The organism is Streptomyces sp. NPDC006743 (assembly GCF_040703815.1).
GTDB lineage: Bacteria > Actinomycetota > Actinomycetes > Streptomycetales > Streptomycetaceae > Streptomyces.
Window position 1 is genome coordinate 39,826 of sequence record NZ_JBEYJA010000032.1, and the last position, 18,847, is coordinate 58,672.

Below are 18,847 nucleotides of genomic sequence, written 5' to 3' on the forward strand. Positions count from 1 at the left end.
GAAGGTGAACCATGGGTCTGCTGGACAACATGAAGGCCAGGCTGGGCCCGGCCAGGGACAAGGTGTCTGACCTCGCGCAGCGCCACGGCGGCTCGATCGAGCACGGGCTCGACAAGGCCGCGAGGATGGTCGACGAGAAGACCAAGGGCAAGTACAGCGACAAGATCCACGCGGGCACGGGCAAGGCCAAGGAGGCCGTGGACCGGCTCGCGCACCGGGAGGGGCCGGGCCCGGACGGGACCGCCGGCGCACCCGCGGAGACCGCGGGGGGCGCGGCGCCGGGTGGACCGGCCACGGGCGGCGGTCCGGACACGGGCGGCGCGGCTACGGGTGGCCCGGGCACGGCCCCGGGTGGCGACGCCGGGCGTACGGCTCCGCCCCCGCAGGAACCTCCGCAGGGGCCGCCCCCCGTGTCATGAGCGCGGTGCCCGTGGCGTGAGCGGCGGAGGTCGGCGGACGGCCGGGAGCAGCACGTGGTGGTGTCCCGGCCGTCCGCCGACCTCCGTCCCCGCCCCCCCGACCTCCGTGCATCACCCCGTCCGTCAGCCTCCGTCGGTCGTCCACCGTCCGTCGGCCCCGTCCGCCACCGCCGTGGTCCGGCGGCGGACCGCGCTCTCCGCCGGAACCCGGCGCGCGCGCCGTCAGCCCCCCGCTCCTCGGGGCCCTCTCGGCGTCAGGACCAGGCGGCCACCAGGTAGCCCACGCCGTACGGTGCCTCGTCGTAGAGGAGCGCCCCGGAGAGGTCAGCGCCCTCGGCCGCGCCCGCGAGCACCTGCCACGGGGCCCGGCCCGACACCTTGAGTTCGTACGCCAGTTCCGCGTCGAGCGCGGTGAGGGCCGCGACGTCCGCGGCGCCGAGTGCCCGGGCGGCCTCGGTGTCGAAGGGCTCGGCCCGCTCGTCGAGGTATCCCGGCGCCTTCAGCGACCGGCAGGCGCTGCCGTCGCCCATCACCAGCATCGCCACCCGTTCCGGCCGTGCGGCGATGTCCCGGCCCGCCGCCACGCACCGGTCCGCCGCCAGGGACTCACCGACGCCGAGCCCTTCGACGGGGGCGGCCGACCAGCCGGTCCGTTCGAGCAGCCACGCGGCGACGGCGAGCGAGGGCGGCAGCGGGCGCTCGGGGGCGCTGCCCGTGGCGGGACCCAGCCGTACGTCCAGGTCCACGCCGAAGCCGCGGAACGACCCCGGGGCTCCCTGCGGGTGCGGGCCGCGCCCGGACCGCTCGGCGGGGCCCACGACCAGGAGCCGGTCCGGCCGGGCGGCGGCGAGCACTCCCAGGGCGTCCGTGCACGCGGCGCGCGCCGCGTCCAGCTCGGGCGCGGCGCCCTGGGCGACCGCGGGCACGAGAAGGGGCGGGCAGGGGCAGACTGCGGCGGCGACAAGCATGATCGGCAGACTAGCCCGGAACGCCGGCCGACGACGGGCCTCCCCCTCCGTCCGGGCCGCCTCGCCCCCCGGCCCTCCATCGGCTCGCATCCGGGCCACGACCGGCCCGGATCCGGCCCCCCAACGAACTCGGACCCGGCTCACCGCCTCAAAGCCGGCCCCGCCCGACGGACGCCCGGCCACCGGCGCACCTCCGGCCGTGGGTGACCCGCACCCGGCCACCGGCGCACATCCGGCCCGTGACCGCCCCGCAGCCGGCCCAGGAAGGTCCGGCGCCCCGCCCACGGCCGGCCGCGCCCACGGCCGGCCGATTCGCACCCACCGCCGGTCGGCCGCCTCCGGGCCGGCCGCTGACGGACCGGCGCCGGAAGCGGCCACGCGAGCACCGTCCGCGAGCGCCGTCGGAGCAGTCCGCGACCGCGGCACGCTCCCGGCGGGCCGGACGAGAGCGGGTCAGTCGCAGCCGCAGCCGCTGTTCGCCGCGACCGGCAGCGGCTCCGGGACGCCGATCTTCGGCAGGCCCAGCATGACGCCGGCGGGCTTGGCCGCCTCGGCCGCGGTGCGCTTCTCCCAGGCGTCGCCCGCGCGCGTACGGCGCACCTCCAGCACCGGGCCCTCGGCGAGGAGGTGGTGCGGGGCGGCGTAGGTGACCTCGACGGTGGCCACGTCGCCGGGGCGGACGTCCTGGCCGGGCTTGGTGAAGTGGACCAGGCGGTTGTCGGGGGCGCGGCCGGAGAGGCGGTGGGTGGCGCCGTCCTTGCGGCCCTCGCCCTCGGCGACCATCAGTTCCACCGTGCGGCCGACCTGCTTCTTGTTCTCGTCCCAGGAGATCTCCTCCTGGAGGGCGACGAGCCGCTCGTAGCGCGCCTGGACGACCTCCTTGGGGATCTGGTCGTCCATCTCGGCGGCCGGGGTGCCGGGACGCTTGGAGTACTGGAAGGTGAACGCCTGCGCGAACCGCGCCTCGCGCACCACGTGCAGCGTCTGTTCGAAGTCCTCCTCGGTCTCGCCGGGGAAGCCCACGATGATGTCGGTGGTGATCGCGGCGTGCGGGATGGCGGCGCGCACCTTCTCGATGATCCCGAGGTAGCGCTCCTGGCGGTAGGAGCGGCGCATCGCCTTCAGGACCGTGTCGGAGCCGGACTGCAGGGGCATGTGCAGCTGCGGCATCACGTTCGGCGTCTCGGCCATGGCGGCGATCACGTCGTCGGTGAAGTCCCGCGGGTGCGGCGAGGTGAAGCGGACGCGCTCCAGGCCGTCGATCGTCCCGCAGGCGCGCAGCAGCTTGCTGAACGCCTCCCGGTCGCCGATGTCGGAGCCGTAGGCGTTGACGTTCTGGCCGAGCAGCGTGATCTCGGAGACGCCCTCGCCGACCAGGGCCTCGACCTCGGCGAGGATGTCGCCCGGGCGGCGGTCCTTCTCCTTGCCGCGCAGCGCCGGGACGATGCAGAAGGTGCACGTGTTGTTGCAGCCGACCGAGATGGACACCCACGCCGCGTACGCGCTCTCGCGCCGCGTCGGCAGCGTGGAGGGGAACGCCTCCAGCGACTCGGCGATCTCGACCTGCGCCTCCTCCTGGACGCGGGCGCGCTCCAGCAGGACGGGCAGCTTGCCGATGTTGTGCGTGCCGAAGACGACGTCGACCCAGGGCGCCTTCTTGACGATGGTGTCGCGGTCCTTCTGGGCCAGGCAGCCGCCGACCGCGATCTGCATCCCGGGCCGCTTCGCCTTCTTGGGGGCGAGGTGGCCGAGGTTGCCGTAGAGCCGGTTGTCGGCGTTCTCCCGGACGGCGCAGGTGTTGAAGACGACGACGTCCGCGTCACCGTCGGAGCCCTCCGGGGCCCGTACGTAACCCGCGTCCTCGAGCAGCCCGGCCAGCCGCTCGGAGTCGTGGACGTTCATCTGGCACCCGTAGGTGCGGATCTCGTAGCTGCGCGTGACGCCCACTTCTCGGCTCCGGTCGATGCTGCTCATGCCCATAAGGGTAGGCGCTCGCGGAAGTGCACCCGGACGGCCCAGCCACCGCCGCCCGACGACCGGACCGCCGCAGCCCGGCAGCCACCGAAGGGCCGCGCCCCAGCCCGCCCGGCGACCCGGCCCCCACCGCCCGCTCACCCTCGCCCGCCCCGGGCCACACCACCGCACGACGGCACGACGGCACAGCGCCGCGAGGCCGCGACACGCCACGGACGAGCGGTGGTTGGCTCCGGGGACGGGGCGCCGCCCCCAGAATGGGGCGTACCCGCCCAGAAGCGTTGTTTCCCGCTCACGGCAGCCCCTCCCGGACAGGTACGTGTGATGCAGCTACGTGACGCCCTGCGGGCCTCCGCCCCGGACGTGGCCCCGGCCGCCGCGCTGCGCGGCTGGCTGCTGCGCCCGGCCGGAGCGGCCTGGGTCGCCCTGCTCGCCGCCGTCCTGGTGGCGCGCACCGCGCACGTGGCGGTCGTGTACGCCCAGGGCGGCATGGACAACGCCTTCGTCGTCCGCGCGGGGCAGACGTGGCTGCACGGCGGTGCCCCGTACGCCGACCGACGGTTCCTGTACCTTCCGAGCGCCGTGCTGTTCGCTGCGGGGCAGGCGGCGCTGCCTGCGGTCGTGCTGAGGGTCGTCGCGCCCGTGGTGTGCGTGGGACTGGTCGTGGCCGGCTGGTGGTGCGCCGTGCGGCTGTTCCGGGTGCCGGCGCGCAGCCGGTTCGCGGTGCTGGGGCTGCTCGCCCTGGTGCTGTGCTGGGCGCCCGTCGGGCATCTGATCGACCTGGGCAACTGGACCGCGGTCAGTGCCCTGGCGCTGCCCCTGGCGCTGCTGCTGGCCGACCGCGGGCGCTGGGGCGCGGCCGGGGTGGTCCTGGGGCTGTCCGTCGCGGTCAAGCCGCTGCTCGTGCCCGTCGCCGTGCTGCTGCTCCTGGCCCGGCAGTGGCGCGCCCTGGCCTGGATGGTGGCGCTGCCGCTGGCGCTGTCCGCCGGGATGGCGCTGGTCATGCCGGACCCGGGCGGGTTCTTCACGCGCACGCTGCCGTTCCTGCTCAGGGGCGGCGACGCCCTGATGCGGCCGTTCGACTGCTCGCTGCCCGCCGTGCTGCCGCGGCTCGGGGTGCCGCCGGTCCTCGCCGAGGCGGTGGCACTCGCGGCGGCGGCGGCCGGTGTGGTGTGCGCGTGGCGGCGCTGGCGGCGCGCCGACCCCGGTCCGGCGCGGCTCGCGGACACGGCCGCCATGCTCATGCTCGCTTCGTACCTGCTGGCCCGGCCCTCCTACGAGCACTACCTGGTCGTCGTGGTGCCCCTGCTGGTCGCCGGGGCGTTCGAGGCCGGGTCGGTGACGCGCTCACCGTGGTTCTGGGCCGTGCTGGTGCCGCAGGTGCCGGAGTTCGCGTTCCCGCACCTGGAGGCGTCGACGCGGCGGGCGTTCAAGGACGCCGTCGCGCTGTGCGGGCTCGCGCTGGTCCTCGGGCTCGGGTGCGTGCGGCAGCGACCGCCCCGGGCGCCCTCCCGGCGGCCCGCCGATCCGGTGCCGGAGCTGTCCGGTCCGGTGCGCTGAGGGACGCGGGGCCCGTCAGGGGCTGTCGGGCTGCCAGCCCTGGCGGCGCAGCACCGCCGCCACGTCCGGTGCCTCGTAGTGATCTCCCTTGAGCACCTTGCCGTCGGCGCGGCGGGCGACCTGGCCGTCGGGGCCGAGCTTGGTCATGTTCGAACGGTGGATCTCGGCGATCACCTGGTCCAGGTCGATGCCGTGCACCAGGGCGGTGCCGTACGCCACGTACACCACGTCGGCCAGTTCGTGCGCCAGCCGGTCGAGCGGGCCGTCGACCGAGACCTCGGCCACTTCGGCCGCCTCCTCGGCCAGCAGCTCCCCCCGGTGCGCCGCCAGCTCGGGCGGCACCCGTACCGGTGTGCTGCGGACGTCGAGCCCGAAGGCCCGGTGGAACTGACGGACGAGGTCGGCGGGCGAGGAACTCATACGGCGACTCTAACCGCCGCCCGTGACACTGCCGCACCGCCCGAGCGCCCGGCCTGCCACCACTCCCCGCCCCCCGTGGCCCACCCGCTCCGCCTCCACTCACCGCCCTCCGTCACCCTCCCCATCGCCCCACGGCCGCCTCCCTCCGGGCCCCGTCGCCCCACGGCCGCCTCCCTCCGGCCCCCCGCCCCCCGGCCCCGGCCCCGCCCGCCCCTGGCCAGTTCCGCACCCCGGCTGGCAGGATCGCGCGCATGTCCAAGCTGTTCCGTTCCGTCGGCAGGCGCCGTGGTCTGCAGGGCGCGGCCGTCCTCGCCGTCGTCCTCGGGCTGCTGCTGTGGTGGCTGCTGCCGCTGGGCGACCCTCCACCGAGGGGGACGATCGCCTTCAGCACCGGGACCACGCGCGGGGTCTACCACGAGTACGGCGTGCGGCTGCGCACCGCGTTCGCCAAGGACATGCCGGACCTGAAGGTGCGGTTGCTGACCAGCGACGGTTCGCAGGAGAACGTCGCGCGGGTGGCGACCCGCAAGGCCGACTTCACGATCGCCGCGGCCGACGCGGTGGAGACGTACGTACTGGACCACGGGCCGGGCGCGTCCCGGCTGCGCGGGGTCGCCCGCCTCTACGACGACTACGTGCAGCTCGTCGTGGCGCGTGACTCGCCGATCCACTCGGTGGCGGACCTGCGCGGCAGGCGGGTGGCGGTCGGCCCGCCGGAGTCGGGCGTCCGGCTGATCGCGGAACGGGTGCTCGAGGCCGCCGGGATCGACCCGCACACGGGCATCCGGCCCATGGCCGACGGGATCGACACCGGGCCGGGCCGGCTGCGTACGCACGCGATCGACGCGTTCTTCTGGTCGGGCGGGCTGCCCACGGACGGGCTGACCCAGCTCGCCTCGAAGTTCGCCTTCCGGTTCGTGCCGATCGACACCGACCTGGTCGCCAGGCTGCACGCCGAGGGCGGCGCCACCCGCTACTACCGCGCGACCAACATGCCGGAGTCGGCGTACCCGGCGGTGCAGGACGGCTCGACGGTGCCCACCATCGCCGTCTCCAACCTGCTGATGACCCGCGAGGACGTGGACCCGAGGCTCACCGAGTGGCTGACCCGGGCGGTGATCAAGAGCCGCGACCAGATCGGCGCCCACGTCCACTCCGCCCAGCTGGTCGACCTGCGCACCGCGATCTACACCGACCCGCTGGTCCTGCACGAGGGCGCCCGCCGCTACTACCGGTCCGTCAAACCGTAGGCGGCGCGGCGCCACCCGCCACTCGCTACCCGTCCCGGCCCGCGCCCGCAGCCCCACCGGCGCACACCCCGTACGCGCCGGCGCCTCGTCAGGCCACCGGTGCGCCGGCCGGCGGACCGGGGCGCGGGTCCGTCCTCGGGACGGTCACCGTCACCTTCAGCCCGCGCGGCTCCTCGGCGCGGTGGGCGGCGTACGAGAGGGAGCCGCCGCCCGCGGCGAGCAGCGCGCGGGAGATGGACAGGCCGAGTCCGGAGCCGTTGACGTTCTGGTGGCGGCCGCTGCGCCAGAACCGGTCGCCGACGCGGGCCAGTTCGTCGTCGGTGAGGCCGGGGCCGTGGTCGGCGACCACGACCGTGGAGGTGTCGCCGCCGCCGGAGACCGTCACCTCGACGCGTTCGCCCGCCGGCGTGAACTTCACCGCGTTGTCGATCACCGCGTCCAGGGCGGAGGAGAGCGCCACCGGATCGGCCCAGGCCGTGGTGGCCGGGCACTCCCCGACCAGGCGCACCCCCTTGGCCTCGGCGGCGGGCGACCAGGCGGCCACCCGCTCCTCGGTCAGCTCGCCGATGTCGATGAGCTGGAGGTCGGCCTCCGCGTGCTCGGCGAGCGCCAGGTCCAGCAGGTCGTCCAGGACCTGCGCGAGCCGCTTGCCCTCGGTGCGGACGGAGGCGATCTCCTCGTTGCCCTCGGGCAGTTCCAGGGCGAGCAGTTCGATGCGCAGCAGGAGCGCGGCCAGCGGGTTGCGCAACTGGTGGGAGGCGTCGGCGACGAAGGCGCGCTGCTGCTCCAGGACGTCCTCGACGTTGCCCGCCATCTCGTTGAACGACCGGGCGAGCCGTCTGAGTTCCGGCGGGCCGCCGGCCACCGCGACCCGGGACTTCAGGCGTCCGGTGGCGATGTCGTGGGTGGTCGCGTCGAGCACCCGGACGGGTCGCAGCACCCAGCCGGTCAGGCGCAGGGCCGCCCCGACGGCGACCAGCATGGCGACGGTCTCGCCCGCGCCGAGGATCAGCCAGTCCTGCAGCGTCCGGGCGCGCATCTGCCCGGTCGGTGAGTCGGTGACGACGACCGCGACGACGTCACCGTCCCGGATGACGGGCGAGGCGACGACCAGCCGGTACCGCTGCCAGGGCCAGACCTGTTCGGGGTCGTGGCTGCGGCGGCTCAGTTTGGCCTCGCCGAAGGCCTCGTGCACCTCTCCCTCGGCGGGCAGCGCCCAGTCGGCCGGGGCGCTGGCCATGGGGACGCCGGTGCGGTAGAAGACGCCGGCCCGGATGCCGTACACCTCGTGGTAGCTCGCGAGTTCGCGTCTGAGCGTCTCCAGCCGCTCGTCGGGGACGGTACGGCGCGAGCCCATGGGCCGGTCGGTGACGAACTGGGCGAGGGCGGCGAAGCGTGCCGTGTCGTCGATGCGGTCGACGACGACCTTCTGCTGTTCGCCCGCGGCGAGGCTGACGGCGAGCGGGAACCCGAGGGCGAGCAGGACCGCCGCCATCAGGACGATCAGCAGCGGCAGCAGACGTGTGCGCACCCGGACCCGCTACGTGGCCGGGGCGACGAGGCGGTAGCCGACGCCGCGGACGGTCTCGATCAGCGCCGGCATCCGCAGTTTGGAGCGCAGGGAGGCGACGTGCACCTCCAGGGTGCGGCCGGTGCCCTCCCAGCTGGTGCGCCACACCTCGCTGATGATCTGTTCCCGCCGGAAGACCACTCCGGGACGCTGGGCGAGCAGGGCGAGCAGGTCGAACTCCTTGCGGGTCAGCTGGACGGACGTGCCGTCCACGCTCACCTGCCGGGTGGGCAGTTCGATGTGGACCGGACCGAGCCGCAGGCCGCCCTCGGCGGCCCCGCCCGGGTCCTCGTGGACGGTGCGGCGGCTGACGGCGTGGATCCGGGCGAGCAGCTCACCGGTGTCGTACGGCTTGACGACGTAGTCGTCGGCGCCGAGGTTGAGGCCATGGATGCGCGAGCGGACGTCGGCCCGCGCGGTGACCATGATCACCGGCGTGCTGGTGCGCTTGCGGATCTTGCCGCAGACCTCGTAACCGTCCTGGTCGGGCAGACCGAGGTCGAGCAGGACCACGCCGAAGCATGCCCCCTCCGGGACGAGTGCCTGGAGCGCCTCCTCCCCGCTGCGGGCGTGGGTGACGTCGAAACCGTGCCGGGCCAGGATCGCGGACAGTGCGGCGGCGACGTGGTTGTCGTCCTCGACCAGGAGCAGTCTCAACCCGGGCCCCTCCCGTTCATCGTCATGTCGTCGTACGCCGGGCGCGGCGAAGCGGTGCGCACGCGCGTGGGTGCACCATGGCAGTCACGCCGATGGACGAGGACGCCGTCAAGAGGCTGCCGGTTGCGCGCCCGCTGTCGTTATCCAGCCGGTACGCGCGTTTGTGTGACGCGCTACGACGGGTGTCCGATTGCTATCGGATCGTGATGCTCAGATGTACCTCAGATGTACTGACGCTGGTCGCGCGGCGTGGCTACTGTCCTGCGAAACCGATGAGGACGGAGCCTGAAAGCGATGACCGAAGTATCGGTGGCCAAGGAAGACGTGGCCTCGACCGGCGATCTGGTCGTTCTGAAGAGCGTCAACAAGCACTTCGGCGCGTTGCACGTGCTCCAGGACATCGAGCTGACGATCTCCCGCGGCGAGGTCGTCGTGGTCATCGGGCCCTCCGGGTCCGGGAAGTCCACCCTGTGCCGCACCATCAACCGTCTGGAGACCATCGACTCCGGCACGATCACGATCGACGGCCGTCCGCTGCCCCCGGAGGGCAAGGAGCTGGCCCGGTTGCGTGCCGACGTCGGGATGGTCTTCCAGTCCTTCAACCTCTTCGCGCACAAGACCGTGCTGGAGAACGTGACGCTGGGCCAGATCAAGGTCCGCCGCACGGACAAACAGGCGGCCGAGGAGCGGGCCCGGGCCCTGCTCGACCGGGTCGGCGTGGGCGCGCAGGCGGACAAGTACCCGGCGCAGCTCTCCGGCGGCCAGCAGCAGCGCGTGGCGATCGCACGGGCGCTGGCGATGGAGCCGAAGGTCATGCTCTTCGACGAGCCGACCTCCGCGCTGGACCCCGAGATGATCAACGAGGTGCTGGAGGTCATGCAGCAGCTCGCGCGGGACGGCATGACGATGATCGTCGTCACCCATGAGATGGGATTCGCCCGGTCGGCTGCCAACCGGGTGGTCTTCATGGCGGACGGCCGCATCATCGAGCAGGCTGCGCCCGACCAGTTCTTCAGCAATCCGCGCAGCGACCGGGCCAAGGACTTCCTGTCGAAGATCCTGCACCACTGACGAACGCTCCGGCCGCGGGCGCCGCGCACGGCCTGCGTCCGGCCCGGCCCGGCCGGCCGGACGGCGCACCGCCCACCGGCCGCCGCCCCACCGACCGGGCCGCGGCCACCGGCCGGCCACGTACGACGCCCGCCGGACGGACCACGCACCACCAGCCGGACCACGCACCACCAGCCGGTCCGCGCCACCGCAGGACGGTGGACCGGCGGCCGCCCACCGGCGGCGCGGGGCGGCGTCCGGCCCCTTCCGGCACCCGTGCCGGCCTCCGTACCCGCCCCCACGGCGCCGTCACCCCCGCAGGGTCCCGGCTCCCGACCGGGCCTTTGAGCCTTTCAGCAAAGGAAGTTCAGCATGAAGCTCCGCAAGGTCACCGCCGCCTCGGCCGTCGTGCTCGCCCTCGCCGTCTCGGCGACGGCGTGCGGTTCGGACAAGAAGGACGGCGGGTCGTCGGGTGGCGGCAAGAAGATCGCCATCGGCATCAAGTACGACCAGCCCGGCCTCGGCCAGAAGACGCCGCAGGGCTACTCCGGCTTCGACGTGGACGTGGCCAAGTACGTCGCCAAGAAGCTCGGTTACAACGAGGACCAGATCGAGTGGAAGGAGTCGAAGAGCGCCGACCGCGAGACCATGCTGGCCCGCGGTGACGTGCAGTTCATCGCCGCCACCTACTCGATCACCCCGGAGCGCGAGAAGAAGGTCGACTTCGCCGGCCCGTACCTGCTCGCCCACCAGGACGTCCTGGTCCGCGCCGACGAGGACTCGATCAAGTCGGCGGGCGACCTGAACAGCAAGAAGCTGTGTTCGGTCACCGGTTCGACCTCGGCGCAGAACGTCAAGGAGAAGCTGGCCCCCAAGGCGAACCTGCTGAAGTACCCGACGTACTCGGCCTGCCTCAACGGCCTGCAGAACAAGGCGATCGACGCCCTGACGACGGACGACTCGATCCTCGCCGGTTACGCCTCCCAGCCCCAGTTCAAGGGCAAGTTCAAGCTGGGCGGCCTGAAGATGACCAACGAGAACTACGGCATCGGCGTCAAGAAGGGCAGCGACCTCAAGGACAAGATCAACAAGGCGCTGACGGACATGGTCTCCGACGGTTCCTGGGAGAAGGCCGTGAAGGCCAACTTCGGTCCGGCGAACTACCAGTACGAGCAGGCGCCGAAGATCGGCGACGTCAAGAGCTGAGTCAGCGCCCGCCGGGTGCGCCGCTCCCCAGGGGGCGGCGCACCGGGGCCCACCACACGCGGAAGCGCGGGAGATCGTGTTCGACTTTCTTGAAGGCTACGACCTGCTGGGAGCCTTCTGGGTGACGGTGCAGCTCACCCTGCTCTCGGCCGTCGGTTCCCTGGTCTGGGGCACCCTGCTGGCCGCCATGCGCGTCGGCCCGGTGCCGCTCATGCGCGGTTTCGGCACCGCGTACGTCAACGTCGTGCGGAACATTCCGCTGACGGTGATCATCCTGTTCACCTCGCTGGGCCTGAACCAGACCCTCGGCGTGCGCCTCGGCTCGGAGAACTTCGACACCATCAACTTCCGGCTGGCCGTGCTCGGTCTGATCGCCTACACCTCGGCGTTCGTCTGCGAGGCCATCCGCTCCGGCATCAACACGGTGCCGGTCGGCCAGGCGGAGGCGGCCCGCGCGCTCGGGCTGAACTTCACCCAGGTGCTGACCCTGGTGGTGCTGCCGCAGGCGTTCCGCTCGGTCGTCGGCCCCCTCACCAACGTCCTGATCGCGCTCACCAAGAACACCACGGTGGCCGCCGCGATCGGTGTGGCCGAGGCGGCCCTGCTGATGAAGGACATCCTGGAGAACGAGGCACAGCTCCTGCTGACCGCGGCGGTCTTCGCGTTCGGCTTCGTGTGCCTGACGCTGCCGACCGGCCTGGTCCTCGGCTGGGTCAGCAAGAAGGTGGCGGTGAAGCGATGAGTTCCTCGGTGCTGTACGACGCGCAGGGGCCCAGGGCCAAACGGCGCAACGTCGTCTACTCGATCGTGTTCGTTCTCGCGCTCGCGGCCCTCCTGTGGTGGGTCTACCAGGGCCTGAGTGACAAGGGGCAGCTGGACTGGGAGAAGTGGAAGCCGTTCTTCGCCGGTTCCGAGGCGTGGACGACGTACATCCTGCCGGGGCTGAAGAACACGCTGATCGCCGCCGCCCTGTCGATGGTCATCGCCTTGCCGCTGGGTGCGGTCTTCGGCATCGCGCGGCTCTCCGACCACGCCTGGATCCGGGTGCCGGCCGCCGTGATCGTGGAGTTCTTCCGCGCCATCCCGGTGCTGATGCTGATGATCTTCGGTCTGGCGCTGTTCGCCCAGTACACGAACGTCGGTTCGGACGACCGCCCGCTGTACGCCGTCGTCACCGGCCTGGTGCTCTACAACGCCTCGGTCCTGGCGGAGATCGTCCGGGCGGGCATCCTGTCGCTGCCCAAGGGGCAGGCCGAGGCGGGGCAGGCCATCGGTCTGCGCAAGACCCAGGTCATGACGTCGATCCTGCTGCCGCAGGCGGTCACCGCGATGCTGCCGGCCATCGTGAGCCAGCTCGTGGTGATCGTGAAGGACACCGCGCTGGGCGGCGCGATCCTCACCTTCCCCGAACTGCTCGCGTCGGTCTCCCCGATGAGTTCGTACTACGGTGCGAACACCATCGCCAGCTTCACCATCGTCGCCGTCATCTACATCGTGCTGAACTTCAGCCTCACCAGCTTCGCGAGCTGGCTGGAACGCCGGCTGCGGCGGGCCAAGAAGTCCACCGGCGCGGTGCTCGCGCCGACGGCGGTGGCGGACGCCGAGTCGACGAGCGCCGCCGTCTGACGGCACGTCACCCGGCAGGCGCCGCACGGGGGCAGCGGAGTGATCACCGCTGCCCCCGTCACTTGACGCAAGCAGCGGCAATGGGTTGCATACGTTCTGTGATCGTGCACCTTGCTCCAGCCGTCTGTTCACGTCTGTCCGTCAGGACACCGCTGCGGGCAGGGGGCGCCGCGCCGTGGATCCGGTGATCGTCGTCGGAGCGGGGCCCGTCGGGCTCACGCTCGCCCTGGCGCTGGCACGTCAGGAAGTGCCGTCCGTCGTGCTCGACGAGACACCGGGCACGGAGCCGGTACGGGCGGCGCGCACCGTCGTCCTGCGCGAGGACACCGCCGCCCTCGTGGAGCGGCTGGCCGGTACCCCGCTCGGCCGGGCCGGACTGCGCTGGGCCGGGTGGTGGTCCATGCGGCGCAAACAGGTGACCGGCGAAGTCGCCTTCGACGCGGCCGATCCGGCGCCGCTGCACATCGCCCAGCACGACCTCACCGGCGCCCTGCGCGCCGCCGTGGCCCGCGAGCCGCTGATCGAACTGGCCACCGACAGCCGGCTCGACGCCCTGGAGCAGGAGTCGGCGGGCGTGAGCGCGCACACCCGGGGGGCCGCCGGCACCTGGTGGCGCGGCAGTCACCTCGTCGGCTGCGACGGGCCGCGCTCGACCGTGCGCAAACTCCAGGACATCCGGTTTCCCGGCCGCACCGCCGTCGAGCGGTACGCCGTGGCCGCGCTGCGCACCGCACTCCCCCGGCCCGAGGAAGCGTTCCTCCACCGGAACCCGTCGTGGCGGACGTCCGGGCCCTCGGCCGGTGAGATCACGGCGCGGCCGCTGCCGGACGACGTGTGGCGCCTCGACTGGCTGCTGCCGCCCGGCAAGGACCTGGTCACCCCCGAACTGCTGCTCGCCCGCATCCGCGAGACCCTCACCGGCTGGACCGGCGAGAGCGCACCGGCGTACGAACTGCTGGACACCGGCGTGCACACGGTGCACCACCGGGTGGCCCGCCGCTGGCGCAACGGACGCGTCCTCCTGGCCGGGGACGCGGCGCACCTGCTGGGCGCGTTCGGCACCCAGGGACTGGACGAAGGACTGCGGGACGCCGACAACCTCGCCTGGAAACTGGCCCTCACCTGGCACCACGGCCCGCACGAGGCACTGCTCGACAGCTACCAGACGGAGCGGCGGGCGGTCGTCGCCTCCCGGCTGCGCGCCGCCGACCAGCTGCTGCCCGTGCTGCGCGGGGGCGGCGGACTGCGGTCCTACGTCCCCGGGACCGCTCGCGGACACGACGCGTCGCTGATGGACGGCCACCTGGGGCGCGGAACCCTGGGTGCGCCGGGGGAGTACGCGGACTCGCCGCTCGCACCCCCGCGCTTCGACGCGGAGGCACCCGTGGCCACGCCCCCGGGAGCGGCGGTCGCGGACGTGGTGGTGACGGCGGAGGACGGCTCGTTCGTCCCGCTGCGGGACCGGCTCGGCCGCGGGGCGCTGCTGGTCGTGCTGGTGGCGCCGGGCACGGTGGTGTGGGAGCGCCGGCACTGGGTGAGCGCCGGGATCATGCCCCGGCTGGCCGCCGCGGTGGCCGCGCTGCCGCACCCCGCCGAACTGCTGGTGGCCGAGAGCTACCCGGGCGCGGCGCCGCACACCGTGCTCCTGGTGCGCCCCGACGGGCACCTGGTCACCGCGCTGAGCGGGGTCCGCCCGGCCGACCTGTACACCGCGGCCGAGGCGACCCTGGGCGGCGCGACGCCCGCCGATGCCCGGGCGGAGGCCGGCGCCCACTGAGACACCCGGCCGGGCGAGCGGACAGGCCGTACCCGGCCAGGACCGGTCCGGGGCGGCGTGGCTTGAGCGGGCTGGAGGTTCTGGGGGCCTGAGAGGGGGGGGCGGCCTGGGCGTCCTGGGGGGGAGCTGGGGAGCCTGGAGGGGGTGGACTGGGCGTCCTGGGGGTGGCTCGGGACCAGGGCTCGCTCGGGGGTCTGCCTGGTGTGGCTGGGGACCTGGGGTGGCCCGGGGGTCTGTCTTGTGTGGCTCGGGACCTGGGGTCGCTCGCGGTCTTGGGGGTGGCTCGGGGATCTGCCATGTGTGGCTCGGGACCGGGGGTCGCTCGGGGCCTTGGGAGTGGCTCGGGGGCCGGGTGGCGCGGGGGCTCGACGGCTGGGCACCCTCGGGGCCGGCCTCTGGACGGCCACTCACCGTGACCGTCGTCCGCATGGTGACAGTGTGTTGACCGCTTCCGTCCCCCATGGTGTACTCCGGATCGTGACCGACACCGATGTGCGCCTGTGGCGGAGGGTCCATATGGACCTCCTCCGCTATGCGGGCTGCGTGTGTCGCCCGTCCCGCTGAATTCGCGCCCCCTTCTCCTTCTCTCTTCCGCGCGCGACGCCGACGCCTGCGCAGCGCTGTGCACGCACTGTGTTCAGGTGCCGTGGCTCCACGGCTGTTCCCTCACCACGCTGTTCCGCGCAAGGGTGCCGTCGCGCGCGTTCCGCGAACCCACTTCAGGACGGTGTGCATGTCTGTCTCCTCCTCCCCGTCGGCCCCCGCCCCCACCACCTCGCTTCCCGCCGCGCCCGCCGCGGAGCCGCCCACGCAGGCGGAACTCCTCGACTTCGCCGAACGCGCCGCCGCCGACGCGGAGCTGATCGCCTCGCTGCCGCTCGACCCCGAGGGCCGCACCTGGGTCCGTCTGGACGGCCCCCGTGGCAGTGAGGCCTGGCTGATCGGCTGGCCACCCCGCACCGGTACGGGCTGGCACGACCACGCCGACTCGGTCGGTGCCTTCGTCACCGCCACCGGCGAACTCACGGAGAACTCGCTCGCCGCACGGCTGCCCACCGACGGCTGGAAGACCCTGGAACTCACCGAGGGCGTCGACCGCGAACGACGGCTGCCGGCCGGTCGGGGCCGTGCCTTCGGCCGACACCACGTCCACGAGGTGCTGAACGAGTCGAGCGACCGGCACGCTGTGTCTGTGCACGCCTACTACCCGCCGCTGCCCCGGATCCGCCGTTACAGCCGCTCCGGACCGGTGCTGCGCCTGGAACAGGTCGAGCGCCCCGAGGACTGGCAGTGAGCAGCGATGCGACAGACGCGAAAGGACCGGCAGTGAGCGACGTGAACGAAGAGCAGACCGGGATCGACGAGTTGCTGGAACAGGTGCGCCGCACCTACGTGCGTGTCGAACCGCACGAGGCGTACGCCGCCGCCCGGGCCGGCGAGGCCCTGCTGGTCGACATCCGCTACGCCGCGCTGCGGGAGCGGGACGGACTGGTGCCCGGTGCTCTGGTCGTCGAGCGCAACGAACTGGAGTGGCGGCTTGATCCCCAGGGCAGCCATCGCCTCCCCGAGGCCACCGGTCACGACCTGCGCGTCGTCGTCATCTGCAACGAGGGCTATGCGTCGAGCCTCGCGGCGGTCTCCCTGCACCAGCTCGGTCTGCGCCGGGCGACCGACCTGACCGGCGGCTTCCAGGCGTGGCGATCGGCCGGTCTTCCGGTCCTGGCCCCGGCCCTCCCCTGAGACCCCGGGCCTGATTCTCGGGGCCCCGGGCCCGGAGGTCACATTCCGGCCTGGGGCTCTGGGCTCCGGTGTCGCGCTCCGCGCTCCAGCCTCGGATCCCGGACGGCTCGGACGCCACGTTCCGGCTTCGGGCCCTGGCCACCGGCGTCACGCTCCCGCACCAGCCCCGGCTCCCGGGCCCGGGCCCGGGCCCGGGCGTCGCGCTGCGGAAATCGCCTCTCCGGCTGGAGCCTGGGCCGGGGCAGCGGCCTCACCTGTCGGCCGCGGGCGGTCGGCCCCGCTCCCGTCTCGGGGCTCCCGCCACAGTGCTCCTCCGGGGGCCGCCTCAGTACCCCTCCTCCCCGAGGAACTCGGTGTCCTCGCCCTCCTCCTCCAGTGCCTGGCGCACCACCCGCAGGGCCAGGCCCTGGGAGTAGCCCTTGCGGGCGAGCATGCCCGCCAGACGGCGCAGCCGTTTGTCACGGTCCAGGCCCCGGGTGGAGCGCAGCTTGCGAGCGACCAGGTCCCGCGCGGTGGCTTCCTCCTGCTCGGCGTCGAGCCGCCCGACGGCCTCCTCGATCAGCGCTCCCTCGACCCCCTTGGTACGCAGTTCCTGGGCGAGCGCGCGACGGGACAGTCCGCGCCCGTGGTGCCGGGACTCCACCCAGGCGTCCGCGAACGCGCTGTCGTCGATCAGCCCGACCTCCTCGAAACGGGACAGCACCTCCTGCGCCGCGTCGTCCGGGATCTCCCGCTTGCGCAGGGCGTCCGCCAGTTGCTTGCGGGTACGCGGGGTCCCGGTGAGCAGGCGCAGACAGATCGCCCGTGCCCGCTCCACCGGGTCCCCCGGAGACTCCCCCTGTCCGGCCCTCGGCGAGGAAGGGATGTCTCCGTCCACCGCGGACGCCTCGCCGGTGTCCCGCCGACGACGCCCGCGCCCGCCGTACGGCCCGCCGTCACGCGAGCCGCCCCGGCGTGCGCCACCTGTGCCGGAGCCGGACACGCCCCGTGACCCGCCCTGGGCCCGCCGTCGCCCGCCGCCGCGCCCCTCGCCTCCGTACGCGTCGGCGTCGTGGTGGGGGTCGTGAGGGTCGTGTCCGTGGACATCTCCCCCGTGGACGTCGTCCCCGTGGACTCCCGGACCGGTGGACGCGCCGGCACCGAGGCGGTCTCCGGTGCCCCTCCCCCGTGGGGCACCGAAGGCCGGGGCCGCGTACCCGTCCTCGTCCTCGGGCCAGTCCGTTCGTCGTGTCACGGTCAGCTCTTGGCGGTGGCGGCCTTGGGCTTGGTGGCCTTGGCGGCCGCCGGGGCGGGCACCGTCTTGGCCGCGTCACCCGTGGCGGTGGCTGCCATCGCGTCCGCCTCCGGCTCGGCGGCGGGCTCCTCCGGACGCACGCCGACGCCCAGCTTCACCTTGATCTTCTTCTCGATCTCGTCGGCCAGGTCGGGGTTGTCCTTCAGGAAGTTGCGCGCGTTCTCCTTGCCCTGGCCGAGCTGGTCGCCCTCGTACGTGTACCAGGCACCGGCCTTGCGGACGAAGCCGTGCTCCACGCCCATGTCGATCAGGCCGCCCTCACGGCTGATGCCCTGGCCGTAGAGGATGTCGAACTCCGCCTGCTTGAAGGGCGGCGCGACCTTGTTCTTGACGACCTTGCAGCGGGTGCGGTTGCCGACCGCCTCCGTGCCGTCCTTCAGGGTCTCGATGCGGCGGATGTCGATGCGCACCGAGGCGTAGAACTTCAGCGCGCGGCCACCGGTCGTGGTCTCCGGCGAGCCGAACATCACGCCGATCTTCTCGCGCAGCTGGTTGATGAAGATCGCGGTGGTCTTCGACTGGTTGAGCGCGCTGGTGATCTTGCGCAGGGCCTGGCTCATCAGACGGGCCTGCAGACCGACGTGGCTGTCGCCCATCTCGCCCTCGATCTCCGCGCGCGGCACGAGCGCGGCGACGGAGTCGATGACGATGAGGTCGAGCGCACCGGAGCGGACCAGCATGTCCACGATCTCCAGCGCCTGCTCGCCGTTGTCCGGCTGGGAGAGGATCAGGTTGTCGATGTCGACGCCGAGCTTCTTCGCGTACTCGGGGTCGAGGGCGTGCTCGGCGTCCACGAAGGCGACCTGGCCGCCGGCCCGCTGCGCGTTCGCCACGGCGTGCAGGGTCAGGGTCGTCTTGCCGGAGGACTCCGGGCCGTAGATCTCCACGACGCGGCCGCGCGGCAGGCCGCCGACGCCGAGGGCCACGTCGAGCGCGGTCGACCCGGTGGGGATGACCTCGATGGGCTCCTTCGACCGCTCGCCCATGCGCATGACCGCGCCCTTGCCGAATTGCCGTTCAATCTGTGCGAGCGCGGCGTCCAGCGCCTTCTCGCGGTCGGTTCCTGCCATGGGTTCCACCCGATTTGCTTGAGTCGATCGCTTCACGTCAAAGACGCTAACGCCTGCCACTGACAATGCGCCTCGACGCCCGTCCGGCCTGTGGATAACCAGGGGTCAAAACGCCCTATAGGTGGGCGAAATCCCCTCGGTTGAGCCTCGCCGACGCCTCCATGAGAATGGATGTTCGATTTTCATGTCAAGCGCACCACGGGCCACCCCGGCCCCGGGGGCCTGTCCCTGAACCGGCCCCGTTCCCGCCTCCTCCCAGCGGGGTA

At 73.0% G+C, this 18,847-nt stretch carries 18 protein-coding genes; 11 read left to right on the forward strand and 7 right to left on the reverse strand.

Going from position 1 to position 18,847, the window contains the following annotated elements:
• The first annotated feature begins 11 nt into the window (after window positions 1-11).
• Window positions 12-419 (forward strand): antitoxin, encoded by a 408-nt coding sequence (locus tag ABZ719_RS24150; RefSeq protein ID WP_366727262.1) that lies wholly within the window; start codon window positions 12-14, stop codon window positions 417-419.
• Window positions 420-673: 254 nt separating this feature from the next.
• On the opposite strand, the gene ABZ719_RS24155 is transcribed toward ABZ719_RS24150, so the two are convergent.
• Together ABZ719_RS24155 and miaB are read right to left on the reverse strand one after the other, a co-directional pair.
• Complete coding sequence (locus ABZ719_RS24155) at window positions 674-1,387, reverse strand: class III extradiol dioxygenase subunit B-like domain-containing protein (protein WP_366727263.1); 714 nt, start codon at window positions 1,385-1,387, stop codon at window positions 674-676.
• Between the two features lie 453 nt (window positions 1,388-1,840).
• A complete protein-coding gene (gene miaB, locus ABZ719_RS24160; protein ID WP_366727264.1) occupies window positions 1,841-3,361 on the reverse strand; it encodes a tRNA (N6-isopentenyl adenosine(37)-C2)-methylthiotransferase MiaB in 1,521 nt (506 codons plus the stop codon).
• Between the two features lie 324 nt (window positions 3,362-3,685).
• Between miaB and ABZ719_RS24165 the strand changes: the two genes are divergently transcribed.
• Window positions 3,686-4,921, forward strand: a complete 1,236-nt coding sequence (locus ABZ719_RS24165) for a glycosyltransferase family 87 protein (RefSeq protein WP_366727265.1) — start codon at window positions 3,686-3,688, stop codon at window positions 4,919-4,921.
• A gap of 15 nt (window positions 4,922-4,936) precedes the next feature.
• Here the strand turns inward: ABZ719_RS24165 and ABZ719_RS24170 are convergent, their stop codons facing one another.
• On the reverse strand, window positions 4,937-5,341 hold the full coding sequence (locus ABZ719_RS24170) for a MazG nucleotide pyrophosphohydrolase domain-containing protein (protein WP_366727266.1): 405 nt from the start codon (window positions 5,339-5,341) through the stop codon (window positions 4,937-4,939).
• Window positions 5,342-5,592: 251 nt separating this feature from the next.
• On the opposite strand from ABZ719_RS24170, the gene ABZ719_RS24175 reads away from it, so the two are divergent.
• Window positions 5,593-6,591 carry a TAXI family TRAP transporter solute-binding subunit gene (locus tag ABZ719_RS24175; protein ID WP_366727267.1) on the forward strand — a complete coding sequence of 333 codons (999 nt, stop codon included), beginning with the start codon at window positions 5,593-5,595 and terminating at the stop codon, window positions 6,589-6,591.
• An 88-nt stretch (window positions 6,592-6,679) separates the two neighbouring features.
• On the opposite strand, the gene ABZ719_RS24180 is transcribed toward ABZ719_RS24175, so the two are convergent.
• Window positions 6,680-8,122: a HAMP domain-containing sensor histidine kinase gene (locus ABZ719_RS24180; protein ID WP_366727268.1), complete on the reverse strand. Its 1,443-nt coding sequence runs from the start codon at window positions 8,120-8,122 to the stop codon at window positions 6,680-6,682.
• A 9-nt stretch (window positions 8,123-8,131) separates the two neighbouring features.
• On the reverse strand, window positions 8,132-8,818 hold the full coding sequence (locus ABZ719_RS24185; RefSeq protein ID WP_366727269.1) for a response regulator transcription factor: 687 nt from the start codon (window positions 8,816-8,818) through the stop codon (window positions 8,132-8,134).
• Between the two features lie 294 nt (window positions 8,819-9,112).
• On the opposite strand from ABZ719_RS24185, the gene ABZ719_RS24190 reads away from it, so the two are divergent.
• The 8 genes from ABZ719_RS24190 (at window position 9,113) to ABZ719_RS24225 (ending at window position 16,217) form a co-directional block, all read left to right on the forward strand.
• Complete coding sequence (locus ABZ719_RS24190) at window positions 9,113-9,889, forward strand: amino acid ABC transporter ATP-binding protein (RefSeq protein WP_366727270.1); 777 nt, start codon at window positions 9,113-9,115, stop codon at window positions 9,887-9,889.
• A 351-nt stretch (window positions 9,890-10,240) separates the two neighbouring features.
• Entirely contained in the window at window positions 10,241-11,074 is an 834-nt protein-coding gene (locus ABZ719_RS24195) for a glutamate ABC transporter substrate-binding protein (RefSeq protein ID WP_366727271.1), read from the forward strand.
• Window positions 11,075-11,150: 76 nt separating this feature from the next.
• Entirely contained in the window at window positions 11,151-11,816 is a 666-nt protein-coding gene (locus ABZ719_RS24200; protein ID WP_037856832.1) for an amino acid ABC transporter permease, read from the forward strand.
• Entirely contained in the window at window positions 11,813-12,700 is an 888-nt protein-coding gene (locus ABZ719_RS24205) for an amino acid ABC transporter permease (RefSeq protein ID WP_366727272.1), read from the forward strand. The genes ABZ719_RS24200 and ABZ719_RS24205 overlap by 4 nt, the downstream gene beginning before the upstream one ends.
• A gap of 175 nt (window positions 12,701-12,875) precedes the next feature.
• A complete protein-coding gene (locus tag ABZ719_RS24210) occupies window positions 12,876-14,477 on the forward strand; it encodes an FAD-dependent monooxygenase (protein ID WP_366727273.1) in 1,602 nt (533 codons plus the stop codon).
• A gap of 492 nt (window positions 14,478-14,969) precedes the next feature.
• Window positions 14,970-15,041 (forward strand): putative leader peptide, encoded by a 72-nt coding sequence (locus ABZ719_RS24215; RefSeq protein ID WP_324609579.1) that lies wholly within the window; start codon window positions 14,970-14,972, stop codon window positions 15,039-15,041.
• A gap of 169 nt (window positions 15,042-15,210) precedes the next feature.
• Window positions 15,211-15,771, forward strand: a complete 561-nt coding sequence (locus ABZ719_RS24220; protein ID WP_366727274.1) for a cysteine dioxygenase — start codon at window positions 15,211-15,213, stop codon at window positions 15,769-15,771.
• Window positions 15,772-15,812: 41 nt separating this feature from the next.
• Complete coding sequence (locus tag ABZ719_RS24225; protein ID WP_366727293.1) at window positions 15,813-16,217, forward strand: rhodanese-like domain-containing protein; 405 nt, start codon at window positions 15,813-15,815, stop codon at window positions 16,215-16,217.
• 325 nt (window positions 16,218-16,542) lie between these two features.
• Here the strand turns inward: ABZ719_RS24225 and recX are convergent, their stop codons facing one another.
• Window positions 16,543-17,451, reverse strand: coding sequence for a recombination regulator RecX (gene recX, locus ABZ719_RS24230; RefSeq protein ID WP_366727275.1), 909 nt, complete (start codon window positions 17,449-17,451; stop codon window positions 16,543-16,545).
• Between the two features lie 2 nt (window positions 17,452-17,453).
• Complete coding sequence (recA, locus tag ABZ719_RS24235; protein ID WP_366727276.1) at window positions 17,454-18,581, reverse strand: recombinase RecA; 1,128 nt, start codon at window positions 18,579-18,581, stop codon at window positions 17,454-17,456.
• Window positions 18,582-18,847: the final 266 nt, after the last annotated feature.

Excerpts from the sequence above, each read along its gene's own strand:
- ABZ719_RS24150 (WP_366727262.1), top strand. The coding sequence starts at position 12 with ATGGGTCTGCTGGACAACATGAAGGCCAGGCTGGGCCCGGCCAGGGAC.
- ABZ719_RS24155 (WP_366727263.1), bottom strand. The coding sequence starts at position 1,387 with ATGCTTGTCGCCGCCGCAGTCTGCCCCTGCCCGCCCCTTCTCGTGCCC.
- miaB (WP_366727264.1), bottom strand. The coding sequence starts at position 3,361 with ATGAGCAGCATCGACCGGAGCCGAGAAGTGGGCGTCACGCGCAGCTAC.
- ABZ719_RS24165 (WP_366727265.1), top strand. The coding sequence starts at position 3,686 with ATGCAGCTACGTGACGCCCTGCGGGCCTCCGCCCCGGACGTGGCCCCG.
- ABZ719_RS24170 (WP_366727266.1), bottom strand. The coding sequence starts at position 5,341 with ATGAGTTCCTCGCCCGCCGACCTCGTCCGTCAGTTCCACCGGGCCTTC.
- ABZ719_RS24175 (WP_366727267.1), top strand. The coding sequence starts at position 5,593 with ATGTCCAAGCTGTTCCGTTCCGTCGGCAGGCGCCGTGGTCTGCAGGGC.
- ABZ719_RS24190 (WP_366727270.1), top strand. The coding sequence starts at position 9,113 with ATGACCGAAGTATCGGTGGCCAAGGAAGACGTGGCCTCGACCGGCGAT.
- ABZ719_RS24195 (WP_366727271.1), top strand. The coding sequence starts at position 10,241 with ATGAAGCTCCGCAAGGTCACCGCCGCCTCGGCCGTCGTGCTCGCCCTC.
- ABZ719_RS24205 (WP_366727272.1), top strand. The coding sequence starts at position 11,813 with ATGAGTTCCTCGGTGCTGTACGACGCGCAGGGGCCCAGGGCCAAACGG.
- ABZ719_RS24220 (WP_366727274.1), top strand. The coding sequence starts at position 15,211 with ATGTCTGTCTCCTCCTCCCCGTCGGCCCCCGCCCCCACCACCTCGCTT.
- recA (WP_366727276.1), bottom strand. The coding sequence starts at position 18,581 with ATGGCAGGAACCGACCGCGAGAAGGCGCTGGACGCCGCGCTCGCACAG.